Consider the following 15,666-nt stretch of genomic DNA (forward strand, 5'->3'; position numbering starts at 1 on the left):
ATGCGTGAGCCCTCTCTTGCGTTGCTACTGGCTCTGGGTTTGGGTGTGGGCTTGGCCGGCTGCATGGTCGGCCCGGATTACCAGGCGCCGAAGATTGATACCCCGGCGGCCTATCGCTATGCGGACAAGGAAACGAAGGACCTGTCCAACACGCTGTGGTGGGAGCAGTTCCAGGATCCCGTACTCAATGAGCTGATCCGCAGCGCCTTGCTTGAAAACAAAGACATCAAGATTGCTGCCGCACGGGTAGAGGAATTTCTCGGTCGCTACGGTGTAGCCCGCTCGCTGTACTACCCCCAGGTTGGGCTGGACTCCCAGGGTCAACGCAGCCGCTCACCACGGGACAACGGCCCGGTGCCTCTGGATTCGTCGGTCGATCCAGTGTTCAACAATTATCAGGCCATCCTCAGCGTCAATTGGGAGCTGGACATATGGGGCCGTTTACGGCGCCTCAACGAATCCGCTCGCGCCGATCTGCTGGCATCTGAAGAGGGGCGCCGTAGCGTCATCCTCAGCCTGGTGTCTTCGGTGGCGACCAGTTATGTGACGTTGCGTGATCTTGACCGGGAACTGGAAATTGCCCGCACGACCGCCAAGGTCAGGGGTGATTCCTACGAGATCTTCAAGCTGCGCTTTGGTGCCGGGACCATCTCCGAAATGGAACTGGCGCAGAACCTGTCCGAGTACCAGCGAACCCTGGCGTCGGTCGCGCAATTCGAACCCCTGGTTGCGCAACAGGAAAACGCGCTGGCCGTGCTGCTCGGACGCAACCCCGGGCCGATCCTGCGCGGGCGTGACCTGGCTCACTTGACGCTGCCGTCGGTGCCCGCCGGGTTACCTTCGGATTTGCTGGAACGACGCCCCGATCTACGTCAGGCCGAGTTGAACCTGATCTCGGCCAATGCGCAGATCGGCGCTGCCAAGGCCCAGTATTTTCCTACCATTTCCCTGACCGGGTTGCTGGGTTCGGTCAGCAATCAACTCTCGGACCTGTTCACCGGGCCTGCCGCCGCCTGGTCTTATGGCGTCGCCGCGAGCATGCCGATTTTTACCGGCGGCGCTATTGCAGGCCAGGTTCAACAGGCAGAAGCCGTCCAGCAACAGACCCTGTTCACTTACCAGAAAGCCATTCAATCGGCCTTCAGCGACGTGGAAAATGCCCTGGTCGCGTCCAGCAAATCCCGCGAACAAATGGCTTATCAAGCCGGCCAGGTCGAGGCACTGCGCACCTATGCTCACTTTGCGCGGCTGCGTTATGACAATGGCTACACCAGCTACATCGAGGTGTTGGATGCAGAACGCAGCCTCTTTGACGCCGAACTGAACTACACCCGCACACGGGGCTCGGTGTTCACGTCCATGGTTGATCTGTACAAGGCAACCGGCGGCGGCTGGGTGACCAAGGCTGACGAACTGACAGCCACCGGGCCTTGAAGGAGAAAGGAACGTTTGAGGGTCAACTTACTGCGGGCGCAACAGCCTGAGCATAGTTGTCGATGAGGGTTTGTACTATTTCCAGCACTCCATTGATGGCGAACTGGACGCCCATGCAGACGAGCAAGAAACCCATCAGGCGTGCCGTTGCATCAACCCCCGATTCGCCGATTGCTTTCATGATGATTCCTGAACTGCGCAAACATAACCAGAGTATGAGGGCCGTCAATAAAAAGATTAAAGGAGGCGCTGTCAGTAAAACCCACTGCGGAAAATTCGTGCTGTGTTTAATACTGGAAGAAGAGCTAATGATCATTGCAATCGTACCGGGCCCCGCCGTGCTGGGCATGGCCAATGGCATGAATGCAAAGTCGGCTTTTTCTTGAATGGACGAGGCCTGAACCGGTTTGGGAAACAGCATCTTCAGGCCAATGATCACGAGAATCCCGCCACCGGCAATACGCAAGCCTGGAATGGAAATATTAAAAGCTCCCATCACAAGCTCGCCGATGTAATAGGCACAAGCCATGATTATAAAAACGTAGATCGATGTTAAGAGCGCCTGCCGGTTTTTTTCCTTTTCATTAAGTCCCTTGGACAGGCCAAGAAACAGAGCCACGGTCGTGGGAGGATTAATCAATGGCAGCAACGCCAATAGTCCTAACACGATAGCGTTGAATAAAGCTGTCATTGCGCACTCCCTGAATTTACGCCACTCGATAGCTTAGCCCACCGCGGCGTGGAGTAAATGCGCTCACCAGCCGCCAGGTTCAATCGGCGAAGACTATTTGTGCTTCACGCGAACGGCGAGTCAGCCGAGACACCGATGGACGTCATACGCCGGGAAATTCCTTTGCTACCATTAACGAGCGGCATGTCTGTGGCACTGACTCACTCACTTCAAGCCTGCCTGACCACATAGGGGGTGCAATGCGCATTCCATTTACTTACGCGTTGTCAGCCGTACTGTTCCTGAGCGGTTCTTCCTGCCTGACACAGGCAATGGATACTGCCCCCGCCGCACCCGCACCGTTTGCCCAGGCGGCGCCCGTCACTGCGCCGGCCAAAGATCCCGTGTTCACGCAGGAGCAGCTGGATCAAATGCTGGCGCCCATCGCGCTTTACCCGGACCCGCTGCTGGCACAGGTGCTGATGGCGACCACGTACCCCGGTGAAATCGCTGAGGCGGTCACCTGGTCCAAGGCCAATCCAAAAGCCAAGGGTGATGATGCGGTAAAACAAGTGGCGAACCAGACCTGGGATCCGAGCGTTCAGGCGCTGGTCGCTTTCCCTCAAGTGCTGGCCACGCTGGGGCAGGACCCCGTCTGGGTACAACGCCTGGGGGATGCCTTCCTCGCGCAACCTGACGACCTCATGAATGCCGTGCAACGCTTGCGTCATCAGGCGCAAGCGGCAGGCAACCTGCAGAGCAACCAATACCAGAACGTCACGGTGCAGGCGGCACCGGCACCCGCTCCTGCGCAAGGCGCCGCCCCTGCCCCAGCCAGCAGCACGTCCACGATCATCATTCAGCCCGCCGATCCGCAGGTGGTGTACGTGCCCACCTACAACCCGACGACCACCTACGGCACCTGGGCCTATCCGGCGTCGCCTCCGGTTTACTACCCACCGCCACCCGCCTATTACCCAGGTTCGGCATTGATGGCGGGCCTGGCGTTCGGGACCGGCGTCGCGATCGTCGCCTCATTGTGGGGGGATTGTGACTGGGGCAATAACGACATCGACATCGACGTCGATCGCTACAACAACATCAATCGCAACAACCAGATCAATCGCAACAACCAGTTCAACAACAATCAGAACAAGTGGCAGCACAACTCCGCTCACCGCGATGGCGTTCCCTATCGAGACAACCGAAGCCGCGAACAGTACGGCCGACAACTCAATGGTGCCACTCAACGTGATGCTTACCGCGGGGACACTGCCCAACGCGCCCAGGCACGGGAAAACGCCCGCAGCTCAATGGACAGGCACGGTATCGAACGCCCGGCCACCAGTAACCGCCAGGCTCAGGATCAGGCACGCAGAGCGCAATCCGATACGTCAGCAGGCAATCGGATGCAAGCAGGCGCAGACAGACCGAGGACGGCAGACAGGAGCCAGGGCACTGCCAGAAATACTCGGGAAAACCAGCAGCCCAGAAGAGAAAACGCTCAGGTGAACCAGCGCAGCCAGGACCGTTCCCAGGCACGCCAGACCGCGCAACAACGGCCGACCGCCGCCAAGGGCAGCGCGCGCAACAACGCCTTCGCCGGCGCGCGCTCACCCTCCCAGACCAACGCACAAGCCGCTCGCGGCCGGGCCAGCCAGGCATCCGCCATGCGCCCCAGTGCCGCACGATCTTCCGGCCAGCAGATCAGTCGGCCATCCGCACCAGCGCGTCAAAGAGGGGGGGGCCGCCGTTGAAAAACCATCTTCGAGTGAAGACACTCCTGGGTTTACTCCCTCAGGCCCTGGCGATCACCGTCAGCCTGGCATGGTCGTGCATGGCGCTGGCTCAAGAGGCATTTCCCACTCCAGAGAAGGCCGCGCAAGCGCTCGTCGAGGCGCTGGGTACGGAGCACGCCGACCAGGAGCGCCTGACAAAACTGCTGGGTGATGACTGGCGCACCTACATCCCCCGTGAAGGTGTGCAGCGCAGTGATGTGGATGCATTTTTGAAGCAATACCACGCGCAGCACAGCATTGAAAAACCCAACGACCGCAAGGCAATCCTGTCGGTCGGCAGTGACCAGTGGACGTTGCCGATCCCCATGACTAAAAGTGCGAACGGTTGGCGCTTCGACCTCAAGGCCGGCAGCGTGGAGATCCGTGCCCGTCGAATTGGCCGCAATGAACTGGCGGCGGTCCAAGCAGTGCTGACCTATCACGACGCGCAGATGGACTATGCCTCAGTGGATCGTGACGGTGACGGCGCACTCGAATATGCGCAGAAAATCTTCAGCACTCCCGGCAAACACGACGGACTGTATTGGGCTGACGACGATAGCGGCCAGATCAGTCCGTTGGGGCCGTTTTTTGGCGAACCCGCTGACGGCGAGGATTGGCATGGCTACCACTTCCGCATTCTCGATGGCCAAGGCCCTTCGGCACCAGGTGGCGCTTACAGCTACCTCATCGGCGACAAGATGAACCGTGGTTTTGCACTGATCGCCTGGCCATCGAAATACGATGACACCGGGGTAATGAGTTTCATGATCAGCCATGACGGACAAGTGTTCGAGAAGGACCTGGGACCCGAAAGTGAAAAACGGGCCAAAGCGATGAAACGCTTTGACCCGGATGATAGCTGGCAAGAGGTGAATGAAGATCAACCGCAATCCCAACCCTGATACGAATATTTGTAGGAGCAAGCCGGGCGGTCCATTGATAGCCAATCAGGGTGAGCCAAGGAGGTCGCTCAGGCAGACTTCAGGGCAAACCGCGAAACCGGACGACTCAACCCATAATGCTCGCGCAGCGTACTCCCCGCATATTCACTGCGGAACAAACCACGCTTGCGCAAAATTGGCAGCACTTCATCGAGAAACACCTCAAAGCCCTCGGGGAACGCTGGCGGCATCACATTGAAACCATCGGCAGCCCCACTGCGGAACCACTGCTCGATCAGGTCGGCAATCTGCACCGGCGTACCCACCGGCACCCAATGCCCGCGAGCACCAGCCAGCCGATTGATCAGCTGACGCAGCGTCGGCTTCTCCCGGTCGACGATATCAATGATCAGCTTGAAGCGACTGGACTGACTCTCGGTGCCGTCAAAGTTGACCAGGTGACGCGGGAATGGCGCATCCAGATCCTGATCGGACAGGTCGACACCCAACAGGCGACGTAGCTGGCCCAGTGAGACGTGCGGCAGCACCAGATCGTTGAGTTCATCGAACTTGCGCTGGGCTTCGGCTTCGGTGCTGCCGATGTAAGGGCTGATGCCCGGGAGAATTTTCAACTGGCGCGGATCGCGTCCCACCGCCCTCGCCCGCCCACGAATATCGTTGGCGAATTCAGTCGCGCTTTGCAGGGTCTGGTGCGCGGTGAAGATCGCTTCGGCATGCCGGGAAGCGAAGTCACGGCCATCCTCGGAAGAGCCCGCCTGCACCTGAACGGGTCGACCCTGCGGGGAGCGCGGCGAGTTGAATGGGCCTTTGACCCGGTAGTGAGTGCCCACGTGGTTGATCGAATGCACCTTGTCACCGTTGGCGAACACCCCGGCTGTCTTGTCCAGCACCAGCGCATCATCTTCCCAACTGTCCCACAGGTCACCGATCACCTTCACGAATTCTTCGGCCTGGGCATAACGGTCATGGGCAGAGGGATGTTGGTCCAGGCCAAAATTGGCGGCTGCAGCCGCCATGGACGTGGTGACGATGTTCCAACCGGCGCGGCCCTTGCTGAGGTGGTCCAGCGCACTGAACGAACGAGCCAGGTTGTAGGGTTCGCTGTAGGTGGTGCTGGCCGTGGCGATCAGGCCGATGCGTTGGGTGACCGCGGCAATGGCCGCCAGCCAGGTGATGGGTTCGAAACGAATGCGCAGGCCTTCACGGTCGTTTTCGGCCAACGACGGCGAATCCGCGAAGAAAATCGCATCCAGCTTCTCCCGTTCAGCCCGTAGCGCCAGTTGCTGGTAATAGCCGATGTCCATGGACGCTTCCGGCACCGACTGCGGGTGACGCCAGGCGGCTTCGTGATGACCATTGGGATAAATGAAGAGGTTGAGGCTCAGTTGGCGTTCGGACATTTTTCGGTTCCCTGAAAAGCGTGAGTTTGAAAAACAGGCTTAATGCAACTCGGCAAAATCGCTCAACACATCGTCGCGCAGGGCAATGAAGCGGCTGTCGCTGCGGTTGCGCGGACGCGGCAAATCGATGTCGAGAATGCGCCGGATGCGGCCGGGATTGGGCTGCATCACCACCACCCGGTCGCCCAGGAAGACCGCCTCATCCACGTCGTGGGTGACCAGGATCATGGTGATTTTTTCCTTGGCCCAGATGTTTTGCAGCTCGCCTTGCAAGCGCGCACGGGTCAAGGCATCGAGGGCACCCAGCGGTTCATCCAGCAGCAGCACGCTCGGTCGATTGACCAGGCCGCGGGCGATGGCCACGCGTTGCGCCATGCCGCCGGATATCTGATGCGGATAGGCGTCGATGAAATCCTGCAGGCCTACCAGCTCAATGTGCTCGCGCACGGTATCGCGCTTCTGAGCGGCGCTCAGAGGCGAGTTCTTGAGGCCAACAGCGACGTTCTGCTCGACGTTGAGCCAGGGGAACAATCGGTGGTCCTGAAACACGATGCCGCGCTCAAGGCCTGTGCCTTTGATGGGTTTGCCATCGAGCAGGATGTGCCCGTCGAACTCTTCGTCCAGGCCGAGGATCAACCGCAGCAACGTGGACTTGCCGCACCCGCTGGCACCGACGATGCTGATGAACTCGCCAGGGGCGATGTCCAGATGAATATTGTCGAGTACCTGCAATTGCGTCGAACTGCCCGGTCGGGAGGCGAAGCGCTTGCTGATGTTTTGCAGGGAGAGGCTGTTGTTGTGCATGTCGCGATCCTTTTCAAATTTTGTCGATCAACAAGGGCATCAACGAAGAGCATCAACGAGCAGCGATGCCGTACAAACGCTGCATCCGCCGCTCAAGTGAACGCGCCAATGCGTTGAGGCCCCAGCCCACCAGGCCGATGATCACCATTCCAAACAACACCAGGTCCATCATGAAATGCTCGCTGCCATCGATCAGCGTGTTGCCGATCCCCTCCCCCGATACCAGCAGGTATTCAGCACCGATGGTCGCCAGCCAGCTGTAGACCAGCGCCAGGTAAATCCCGGTGAAAATCGACGGCAAGGCGGCGGGCAGCATCACCCCGACGATGGTTTGCCAGCGGCTGAAGCCATACACCCGCGCCACTTCCAACAGGTTGGGCGGGACGTTGCGCAAACCGTCGCAGGTGTTGACCACCACCGGCACCAGTGCCGCCAATGACAGGAACACCACCTTGGCCACATCGCCCAGGCCGAACCACACCGAGATCAAGGGGATCCAGGCGAACAGCGAGATTTGCTTGAAGGTATTGAAGCTCGGGCCTACCAACCGCTCGAAATGCCGTGAAAGGCCCAGCAGACAACCCAACACCAGGCCCAGCGTGGTCCCGATGAAAAAACCACTGAGGTTGCGCGCCAGGCTGGCCGAAATGGCCCGCCAGAATTTGTCCGAGGTGATCTGATCCCAGGCCGTGGCTGCGACTTTTTCCGGCGTAACCAACAGCCCCGATTCGCCCCAGCCCAGATTTGAAGCCAGCCACCACAGGGCAATCACCGAGAGGGGCAAGACCCAACCGCGATACCGGTGGCTCCGATTACTTAATGACAGAGTCGCACTCATCACCGCTGCCCTCCGACCGTTGGCCGACCACGATTGAGGCGCTTCTCGGCGTAATCGAAACCGCGATCGATCAGCAGACCGAGCGTCCCCACCACCACTACGGCGGCCATCACCAGATCCAGTTGAAACAGCTGGCGCCCATAGACGATCAGGTAACCCAGCCCCTCACTGGAGGCCACCAACTCCACCACCACCAGCGACAGCCAGGCCTTGGTGAAGCCCAGGCGAAACCCGGTGAACAGCGTCGGGATAGCCGCCGGCAACACGATCGAAACAACGCTTTGCCGAGGGCTGAAACCATAGGCCCGGCCGACTTCCAACAGGTTTTTCGGTGCCTGACGGAAAGCCTGCAAGGTGCACAGGGTAATCGGCACCAGAGCGGCCTTGGCAATCAGTACGTACTTGAGCGTCTCGCCGATGCCAAACAGCAGCAAGGCGAACGGCAGCCAGCCCAGTACCGGAATTTGCACCAGTGCGTTGAAGGTCGGCAGCAGATAATCCTCCACCGTCCGGGAAAGCCCCATGGCCAGGCCCAGCGCCACACCGAGCAATGCACCGAGACCGAATCCGACGACCACCCGCTGCAGGCTGGCAGACGCGTTCAGCCACAGATCCCCACTGGAGACCAGATCCGACAGGGACTGATAAACGTAGGCCGGCGGTGGCAGCACCTGCTCTGAAAGCCAGCCGCGTTCCACCCCCAAATACCACAAGCCCAGCAACAGCAGCGGCAACAGCCAGGGCAAGGCCTTGTCACCCAGGTTCAGGGACCAGGCCGAGGCGCGTTGCACCTCGACCTTGCGAACCGGGCGAACGGGTGACGGTGGAAGACGTTTGACGTTGTCGCTCGGCAGCGCCGGCGCCCCATACTTCTCGAGTCTTGCAGTCTGTGCCCTGGCCATGTGCCTAGCTCCCTTGCTTGCTGGTCGTCGTGGCCGCTACCGCATTACCGGCAGGCTGCTTGCCATCCGGGCCATAGGGCGTCCAGTAGTTTTCCAGTCCTTTGGCCTTGAGGGACTTCTGCAAGTAACTGGTCTCGAACCAACCATCGATACTCACGGGGCGACGGATGAGTTTTTCTTCCTTGGCTTGTTCCGCCACGGCCTGATAGCGGCTGATCAGGAAGTTGTCGACCAGAGGCGAAGCCCGGTCCCTGAGGGGAACTCCGGTAAAGTCGGCACGCAGTGAGTCCGCGGGGTCATTGCTCTTGGCCCATTCGGCGAAGACTTCATCGCGGTGGCTGTCGTCCGACGTCCACTTCGCCGCATCCACCAGCGTATCGACGACCTTTTGCACGTTGGCCGGGTGTTCCTTTTCATAGGCCCCGCGAACCACCAAGGCCGTCTGCCGGGTGTAGCGCACGTTCTGCTCGGGGTTGTCGTAAACGATGTCGATCAAGCCCTTGTCGCGCAGTTTGAACAACTCGCGACCGCCGAATGCGGCGTCCACGCCGTTGGAAATCAGGGCCGCCTGGGAGCTGCCGGTATCGAGGTTGATGACCTTGATATCGCGCTCGGTCAGCCCGTGTTCCGCCAGCAGATTGATCATCACCAGGTGGCCGTTGGTGCCACGGAAGATCGCGACCTTCTTGCCTTTCAGGTCCTCGATACTTTTGAGATCGGAGCCCTTGGGCACCGCCAGGTAGAGGTTGGCGCGTACCCCCAGTGCCGCCAGCAACTTGGTGTCCAGTCCGTTGGACCGCCCGACAACCGCGGGCAGATCGCCCTGGTAGGCGAAATCCAGTTGCTGATTGGACAAGGCTTCGTTGACCGCAGGCCCAGCGCCCTTGAAGAAGAACCACTGCACTTCGGTGCCGGTTCCGGCGAAGGCTTTTTCCAGCAGCTGCTGATTACGCACGATGCCCAGAGGCGAACCGCTGAAGGTCACCGGATCACCGCCACCGGCTGTCGCGACACCGATGCGCAACACATCTGCTTCAGCCACGGGAACCGCCAGAACCGCAGCCAGTGCTGCAGCGATGCTGCCTTTTTTAAACAGACGAATGCCATTGAGCTTCATGTCAGCCTTCCTTGTACCAGTGAGATTCGCTTGTCAGGCAGCGAGGTGTTTTTTGTCGGCTTCGGTTTTCGGTGAACGCGCATCCGGGCTTGGTTTGAGCGCTTCACTCAAGCGACCATCCACCCCCACCGGCACGTCACCGTCGATGGTGGTGCGGCGCACAATGCGCTGGGCATCGCCGTAATCGTTGATCGCGATGTGCTGTGTGGCGCGGTTGTCCCAGATCACCACATCACCCTCTTGCCAGCGCCAGCGCACAGTGTTGTCAACATGGGTAATGCGGTCGTGGAACAGGCGAATCAGTTGTTTGGAATCGTTTGTGCTTACGCCCTGGATTTGTTTGACGAAGTGCCCCAACAACAAACTTCTTTCACCGGACTCCGGATGTACTCGCACTAATGGATGTTCGGTTTCGTAGACTTCAGCGGTGAATTGTTCGCGATAACGCTTGAGTCCCGATTCGTCGGTATTACGCGGTGCCGCATAGTCATATAAGTTGGTATGAAGAACACGCAGGTTATCGGCCAGTTGCTTTATAGGCTCAGGCAAGTCGGCGTAGGCCGTTGCAGTATTAGCCCATACGGTGTCACCGCCGAAAGGTGGAATCACCACACCGCGCAAGATGGATACTTTTGGGTAATTGGCAACGAAGGTCACATCGGTGTGCCAGGAATTGGCCCGCGTTTCCTTGGCGTCCAGATGCAGAATGGCAGCGCTCTGTTCTGCGGATCTTACGGTGGGATGGGGTACCTGATCACCGAAACGGCGGGAGAAAGCCTCGTGCTCGGCGTCGTCCAGATGCTGGTCGCGAAAGAACAGCACTTTATATTTCAGCAGTGCATGATTAATGAATTCGAATTGCTCGGCGCTGATATCACCGCCCAACTTCACACCTTCCAATTGCGCCCCAATTCGACCTGCAACCGGTTTGATTTGAATAGTCATCGAGTTACCCCCTGTCTCACGAGATGTTGTGGGACAGATCATAAAGTCATAAAAGTAGTGATGACTAATCACAAATTAGTCTAAAGATAGAAGAGGCGATGTATAACTGATTCATTACCCGAAGCAGAAAAAAGCTATAAGCGGGCAGTTATTAGCTAATAACTTCTTTCGACTTAAATAACATCGATGGGAATTGGACTAACGTACAAACTTTTGCAAGACGGCCCGCCCTCTCGCAGGACAAATGCCGCAGGAGGACGCGCCTATGAAGAAAAAGCGCCAAACAACATCACGACAGCCAGTTGTTAACTGTCTGAACTCAACTATAAACGCGCGTCGGGGTGTGATCTGACGTCACCCTCCTGCGATGTGTTCGGCTTCTGCCGATCTGCTCGACAGCTTCTGCACAATACCGGCAAAGGCGTCCAGCTGTAGTGATATCTGAATAACCTATGACAAGCCTGACACGTTGCCTCCGGCCATTCCCTATCCCTGCGATCCTTGGCCAGCGAAGCTTTAAGCTTGCGCAACGAGTCGTGCGTATTTGAGCTCATGGGGCGCTCCAGTGTGTTCCCTTATCGTTTGATACGCCCACATGGAAGAGGTTCAGGCCCGTTTGCTTTCGAGTACATCTCTTGACGCCAGTAACCCTTGACGCAAATAACCTGAATGGCCTGCCCCTGCGTACGGATCTTGATGCTTTGAATCAAGCCCCGACAATCCGTGCAGCACCCTTTTAGTGCCCACGATCTACACAGGCCTCGTGAAGCCGTTAGATGCTGCCGTGTCAGTCCTCTTGATCTATCTGATCAAGAAAATCAACGTCATCATCTTCTTCAGCTTCTTCGTCAAAAAATCCTTGAGCGTCTTCTTCGGCCCATGACTCGTCATCATGGAATTCATGATCAAGCAGGTGGTCGTGCTCGGGCTCGGGGACATCTCGTTCTTCGCTCATGATTTACCGAAACAGAAATGGAAAGAACGGACTGTATATGCAGATCCTTTCCCTCAGTCAACGATCACGAAATAACGACGTGCTCACCTTGATTAAGCAGCAGACGCGATAATTGACGAGGGCATTCAAAGAATGCTCGGGAGAGCGGTGTTCTGCTCTACGAGAGTCCAGTAACGATGGCGTGGCCATGCTCGGATCGCCGATTGTTCGTTCAACCAGATGACGCGCCGCTGTCATAGATTTCACCTGACGCGTTCTTCCTGCATCCATTTGCTCTTGAAAAATCCTAGAGGTATCGCGAAGCGATGAACTGTGCGCCATTGAGCGTCACTTCTTCTCATGTCGAAATCCCATCCGCTGCACACCTTCTGATGTCATCAAGCTGTCGCGTTCGATTCGGTCAAATGGACTTCAGTGGCACTACGACCCGCTAGCCAGGCGAGTAAAGAAGCTGCGACCAACACGGCTGCGCTTAGCTCGAAAGTGGCTTTGTAACCACTTAGATCAAATGCCAGGCCGCCGATAATTGCGCCTCCTGCAATAGCCAGTTGGACAATGGCCACCAGCAAGCCTCCACCGGCTTCGGCATCATCAGGGAGCGTCTGCGCCAGCCATGTCCACCAGCCAACGGGAGCAGCTGTAGCGACCAGCCCCCATAGACCGAGCAGCACTGCGGTCAGCAACGGCGATGCGCCGAAGTTCACCAGCGCCAGCGCGATGACCGCCATTATCAGAGGGATCACCGTCAGCGTGCGGTAGAGGCCATTGCCGATGAATTTTTCAATCAGAAAGGTCCCGATAAAACCTGCAAGGCCCAGACCCAGCAGCATGAAAGACAACGTCGAAACGCTGACGCCGGTGACGACCTCAAGAAATGGGCGCAGGTAAGTGAACAACATGAACTGCCCCATGAAGAATACGCTGACGGCGACCATTCCCAATGCGACGGGCGACTGTTTCATCAGACGCAGGGCGTTGCCGCTCCCCGCCTGGCGCTCGGACTTGAAGGACGGAAGGCTTATCAGCAGCCACACGGCCGCAAGCGCTGCGACTGGAACAATACAGAAGAATGCGCCGCGCCAGCCAATCAGCGAGCCAAGGAAGCTGCCAGCTGGCGCGGCGATTACCGTAGCCAGAGCGTTACCTCCGTTGACGATGGCCAGCGCTCGGGAAACTTGATCAGGCGGCACCAGGCGCATTGCTGTCGCCGCCGACAATGACCAGAAACCGCCGATGGCGATGCCGATCAAGGCACGCCCGAACATGAATGAGGGGTAGCCCGGCGCGAATGCGACGACCGTACCAGACACGATCATCAGCAAGGTCAGACACAGCAGCAGCTTCTTGCGTTCAACGCGAGCGGCAACCGCGGCAATGACCAGACTGGTGAGCAAGGCGAATGCACCGGAGACGGAAATCCCCTGCCCGGCCTGGCCTTGCGTGATGTGCAGTTCTGCCGCAATGGGCGTCAGCAGGCTGACAGGCATGAATTCTGAAGCGACCAGGGCGAATGCGGCCAACGACATGGCCAGCACGGCGCTCCAGCCGCGTTTTTCTGAAGAACGAGAAGTCATTGGACCTACCTGTGGTGCGAAAAGCGTGATGGTTTTGCTGGCTGAAAAAAGAAGGAACGAGTCGTTCGCTTCGTTTACGCGAATTGCCGAAATCGGTAGGCGTCCGGACAAGCACCCGGACGCGCTGTCTTTCACTGCGCCAGTGTCGCGTTGTCGATCACGAAACGGTATTTGACGTCGCCCTTGAGCATGCGCTCGTACGCCTCATTGATTTGCTCGGCGCGTACCAGCTCGATATCCGAAACGATGCCGTGTTCGGCGCAGAAATCGAGCATCTCCTGGGTCTGCGCGATGCCACCGATCATCGATCCCGCCAGGGTGCGACGTTTCATGATCAGGTTGAACACGTTGGGCGATGGATGCGGCGAGGCCGGCGCTCCGACCAGTGTCATCGCGCCGTCGCGCTTGAGCAGTACCAGCAAGGCATCGAGGTCGTGCGGGGCGGCGACGGTGTTGATGATCAGGTCGAAGCTTTTCAGGTGCGCGGCCATTTGCTGCGCATCGCTTGAAACCACCACTTCATCGGCGCCAAGGCTTTTGGCAGCCTCACGTTTCGACTCGGACGTGGTGAAAGCCACCACATGTGCGCCCAGCGCATGGGCCAGTTTGATCCCCATATGTCCCAGGCCACCGATGCCCACCACGCCGACTTTCTTCCCGGGCCCCGCATTCCAGTGGCGCAGCGGCGACCAGGTGGTGATGCCCGCGCACAGCAGCGGCGCCACGGCGGCCAACTGTGCCTCGGGGTGACGAATACGCAGTGCGTAGCGCTGGTGCACAACGATCGCCTGCGAGTAGCCACCGAGGGTCCAGCCGGGTGCGTCCGGCGTCGGAAAGTTGTAGGTGCCGATCATGCCGTCGCAGTAGTTCTCGAGGCCTTCAGCACACTCCTCGCAATGCTTGCAGCTGTCGACGATGCAGCCCACGCCGACCAGATCGCCCGGGGCGAACCCGCTGACCTTTTGGCCTACCGCAGTGACACGACCGACGATTTCGTGACCGGGCACACAAGGATATTTTGTACCTTCCCATTCTGCGCGCACCTGGTGCAGGTCCGAGTGGCAGATACCGCAATAGGCGATCTCGATCTGCACATCTTCCGGGCCTGGATCGCGGCGAGTGATGCGCAGAGGTTCAAGCGGTTTATCGCCCGCATGGGCGCCATAAGCGAAGACTTGCATAGTGGCTCTCCTGTAACAGTTCGACACATTCTCCCGGTCGATCCGCCTCTGCCCTAGTGCATTCCTCTTGAATGCTTGCCTGATCCTCTGAGGATGCAGGGTGGTGGATAGGAAACGCCTCTGCAGCGGATTAGAGTTCGGTCAACAGGAGCGACCCCACATGATCCCTAACCCCCTGCGCCATGAATCGCCTCTGGCGTTGAACATTGACCCGCGCGTGAGCGTACCGGGCGACTTCGCCACGTCTATTCCCGGCCTGTCACTGTTTCGTCGCGATCAGCCGGCGCCCCCCGCCGTGTGCATGATTGAACCGAGCCTGATTCTGGTGGGCCGTGGTGAAAAGCGCTTGTGGGTCGGTGGTGAAGGCTACAGCTACGACCCGTCGCGGTTTCTGGTCACGTCACTGGATCTGCCCGCCAACTCCGAGGTGATGCTTGCCAGTCCCGAACAGCCCTGCGTCGGGCTGGTGTTGAAACTGGATGTCGGCATGCTCGCCGAGGTCCTCAGCAAGGGTGGTTTACCTGCGAAGCGCCATCCCTCCATGAGCACAGGCGCTGGCATTGGCAGCATGTCGCCTGCCCTCGAAGGCGCCCTTGATCGCCTGCTGGCCTTGCTCGATGAGCCCGAAGCGATCCCGGTGCTGGCGCCGCTGATCCTGCGGGAAATCCACTATCGGCTGCTCAATACCGATCAGGGGGCGCGGCTGCGACAGATCATTGCCGTGGATGGCCAGGGTTATCGCATCGCCAAAGCCATCGACTGGCTCAAGGTCAACTACACCACTGCGTTGCGCATCGATGAGCTGGCGGCGCGGGTGCAGATGAGCACTCCCACCTTCCACCATCATTTCCGCCAGCTCACCGGCATGAGCCCGCTGCAATACCAGAAATGGCTGCGGCTGAACGAGGCCCGCCGGCTGATGTTGACCGAGCGCCTGGACGTCTCGCGGGCGGCGTTTGCGGTCGGGTATGAAAGCCCTTCGCAGTTCAGCCGTGAATATGGTCGCCTGTTCGGCACCGCGCCCAGTCGTGACATGGCGCTGCTGCGTGGACAGCCATTCGAGGCAGAAGCGCTCGGCCACGCGGCCAGTTAAGTAAAAGACAAGGTTTACCAGTGAGGCGCCTCGCTGCGTGTCACCGCTTATAAAAATGCACGTCAACCGA

Annotated in this window: 14 protein-coding genes; 4 read left to right on the plus strand and 10 right to left on the minus strand. The window is 58.8% G+C overall.

Features of this window, described 5'->3' with window-relative positions:
- On the plus strand, positions 1 to 1,434 hold the full coding sequence (locus tag ACRESJ_RS28990) for an efflux transporter outer membrane subunit (protein ID WP_431760941.1): 1,434 nt from the start codon (positions 1 to 3) through the stop codon (positions 1,432 to 1,434).
- Between the two features lie 22 nt (positions 1,435 to 1,456).
- Here the strand turns inward: ACRESJ_RS28990 and ACRESJ_RS28995 are convergent, their stop codons facing one another.
- Positions 1,457 to 2,125, minus strand: a complete 669-nt coding sequence (locus tag ACRESJ_RS28995) for a MarC family NAAT transporter (RefSeq protein ID WP_431760942.1) — start codon at positions 2,123 to 2,125, stop codon at positions 1,457 to 1,459.
- A 239-nt stretch (positions 2,126 to 2,364) separates the two neighbouring features.
- Here ACRESJ_RS28995 and ACRESJ_RS29000 point away from each other — a divergent pair, with 239 nt between their 5' ends.
- Together ACRESJ_RS29000 and ACRESJ_RS29005 are read left to right on the plus strand one after the other, a co-directional pair.
- Entirely contained in the window at positions 2,365 to 3,861 is a 1,497-nt protein-coding gene (locus tag ACRESJ_RS29000) for a DUF3300 domain-containing protein (RefSeq protein WP_431760943.1), read from the plus strand.
- Between the two features lie 26 nt (positions 3,862 to 3,887).
- On the plus strand, positions 3,888 to 4,787 hold the full coding sequence (locus tag ACRESJ_RS29005) for a DUF2950 domain-containing protein (RefSeq protein WP_431760967.1): 900 nt from the start codon (positions 3,888 to 3,890) through the stop codon (positions 4,785 to 4,787).
- Positions 4,788 to 4,855: 68 nt separating this feature from the next.
- On the opposite strand, the gene ACRESJ_RS29010 is transcribed toward ACRESJ_RS29005, so the two are convergent.
- The 9 genes from ACRESJ_RS29010 to ACRESJ_RS29050 form a co-directional block, all read right to left on the minus strand.
- Positions 4,856 to 6,187, minus strand: a complete 1,332-nt coding sequence (locus tag ACRESJ_RS29010) for an LLM class flavin-dependent oxidoreductase (RefSeq protein ID WP_431760944.1) — start codon at positions 6,185 to 6,187, stop codon at positions 4,856 to 4,858.
- Between the two features lie 39 nt (positions 6,188 to 6,226).
- Entirely contained in the window at positions 6,227 to 6,991 is a 765-nt protein-coding gene (locus tag ACRESJ_RS29015) for an ABC transporter ATP-binding protein (protein ID WP_431760945.1), read from the minus strand.
- A 52-nt stretch (positions 6,992 to 7,043) separates the two neighbouring features.
- Positions 7,044 to 7,829 (minus strand): ABC transporter permease, encoded by a 786-nt coding sequence (locus ACRESJ_RS29020; protein ID WP_431760946.1) that lies wholly within the window; start codon positions 7,827 to 7,829, stop codon positions 7,044 to 7,046.
- Complete coding sequence (locus tag ACRESJ_RS29025; RefSeq protein WP_431760947.1) at positions 7,829 to 8,731, minus strand: ABC transporter permease; 903 nt, start codon at positions 8,729 to 8,731, stop codon at positions 7,829 to 7,831. Before ACRESJ_RS29025 ends, ACRESJ_RS29020 begins: the two co-directional genes overlap by 1 nt.
- Before the next feature lie 4 nt (positions 8,732 to 8,735).
- A complete protein-coding gene (locus tag ACRESJ_RS29030) occupies positions 8,736 to 9,848 on the minus strand; it encodes an ABC transporter substrate-binding protein (RefSeq protein WP_431760948.1) in 1,113 nt (370 codons plus the stop codon).
- Between the two features lie 33 nt (positions 9,849 to 9,881).
- Complete coding sequence (locus ACRESJ_RS29035; RefSeq protein ID WP_431760949.1) at positions 9,882 to 10,793, minus strand: TauD/TfdA dioxygenase family protein; 912 nt, start codon at positions 10,791 to 10,793, stop codon at positions 9,882 to 9,884.
- Positions 10,794 to 11,580: 787 nt separating this feature from the next.
- Positions 11,581 to 11,748: a hypothetical protein gene (locus ACRESJ_RS29040; protein ID WP_431760950.1), complete on the minus strand. Its 168-nt coding sequence runs from the start codon at positions 11,746 to 11,748 to the stop codon at positions 11,581 to 11,583.
- Positions 11,749 to 12,125: 377 nt separating this feature from the next.
- Positions 12,126 to 13,322 (minus strand): MFS transporter, encoded by a 1,197-nt coding sequence (locus tag ACRESJ_RS29045; RefSeq protein ID WP_431760951.1) that lies wholly within the window; start codon positions 13,320 to 13,322, stop codon positions 12,126 to 12,128.
- A 131-nt stretch (positions 13,323 to 13,453) separates the two neighbouring features.
- Positions 13,454 to 14,503 carry an NAD(P)-dependent alcohol dehydrogenase gene (locus tag ACRESJ_RS29050; protein WP_431760952.1) on the minus strand — a complete coding sequence of 350 codons (1,050 nt, stop codon included), beginning with the start codon at positions 14,501 to 14,503 and terminating at the stop codon, positions 13,454 to 13,456.
- Between the two features lie 160 nt (positions 14,504 to 14,663).
- Here ACRESJ_RS29050 and ACRESJ_RS29055 point away from each other — a divergent pair, with 160 nt between their 5' ends.
- Positions 14,664 to 15,596, plus strand: a complete 933-nt coding sequence (locus ACRESJ_RS29055; RefSeq protein WP_431760953.1) for an AraC family transcriptional regulator N-terminal domain-containing protein — start codon at positions 14,664 to 14,666, stop codon at positions 15,594 to 15,596.
- Positions 15,597 to 15,666 lie beyond the last annotated feature (70 nt).

The organism is Pseudomonas sp. (genome assembly GCF_050739655.1).
GTDB lineage: Bacteria > Pseudomonadota > Gammaproteobacteria > Pseudomonadales > Pseudomonadaceae > Aquipseudomonas.

Bases quoted from the DNA above. Each gene is read 5' to 3' on its own strand.
- ACRESJ_RS29055 (WP_431760953.1), top strand. From the start codon at position 14,664: ATGATCCCTAACCCCCTGCGCCATGAATCGCCTCTGGCGTTGAACATT.
- ACRESJ_RS29020 (WP_431760946.1), bottom strand. From the start codon at position 7,829: ATGAGTGCGACTCTGTCATTAAGTAATCGGAGCCACCGGTATCGCGGT.
- ACRESJ_RS29010 (WP_431760944.1), bottom strand. From the start codon at position 6,187: ATGTCCGAACGCCAACTGAGCCTCAACCTCTTCATTTATCCCAATGGT.
- ACRESJ_RS29045 (WP_431760951.1), bottom strand. From the start codon at position 13,322: ATGACTTCTCGTTCTTCAGAAAAACGCGGCTGGAGCGCCGTGCTGGCC.
- ACRESJ_RS29030 (WP_431760948.1), bottom strand. From the start codon at position 9,848: ATGAAGCTCAATGGCATTCGTCTGTTTAAAAAAGGCAGCATCGCTGCA.
- ACRESJ_RS29050 (WP_431760952.1), bottom strand. From the start codon at position 14,503: ATGCAAGTCTTCGCTTATGGCGCCCATGCGGGCGATAAACCGCTTGAA.
- ACRESJ_RS29025 (WP_431760947.1), bottom strand. From the start codon at position 8,731: ATGGCCAGGGCACAGACTGCAAGACTCGAGAAGTATGGGGCGCCGGCG.
- ACRESJ_RS28990 (WP_431760941.1), top strand. From the start codon at position 1: ATGCGTGAGCCCTCTCTTGCGTTGCTACTGGCTCTGGGTTTGGGTGTG.
- ACRESJ_RS28995 (WP_431760942.1), bottom strand. From the start codon at position 2,125: ATGACAGCTTTATTCAACGCTATCGTGTTAGGACTATTGGCGTTGCTG.
- ACRESJ_RS29035 (WP_431760949.1), bottom strand. From the start codon at position 10,793: ATGACTATTCAAATCAAACCGGTTGCAGGTCGAATTGGGGCGCAATTG.
- ACRESJ_RS29015 (WP_431760945.1), bottom strand. From the start codon at position 6,991: ATGCACAACAACAGCCTCTCCCTGCAAAACATCAGCAAGCGCTTCGCC.
- ACRESJ_RS29000 (WP_431760943.1), top strand. From the start codon at position 2,365: ATGCGCATTCCATTTACTTACGCGTTGTCAGCCGTACTGTTCCTGAGC.
- ACRESJ_RS29040 (WP_431760950.1), bottom strand. From the start codon at position 11,748: ATGAGCGAAGAACGAGATGTCCCCGAGCCCGAGCACGACCACCTGCTT.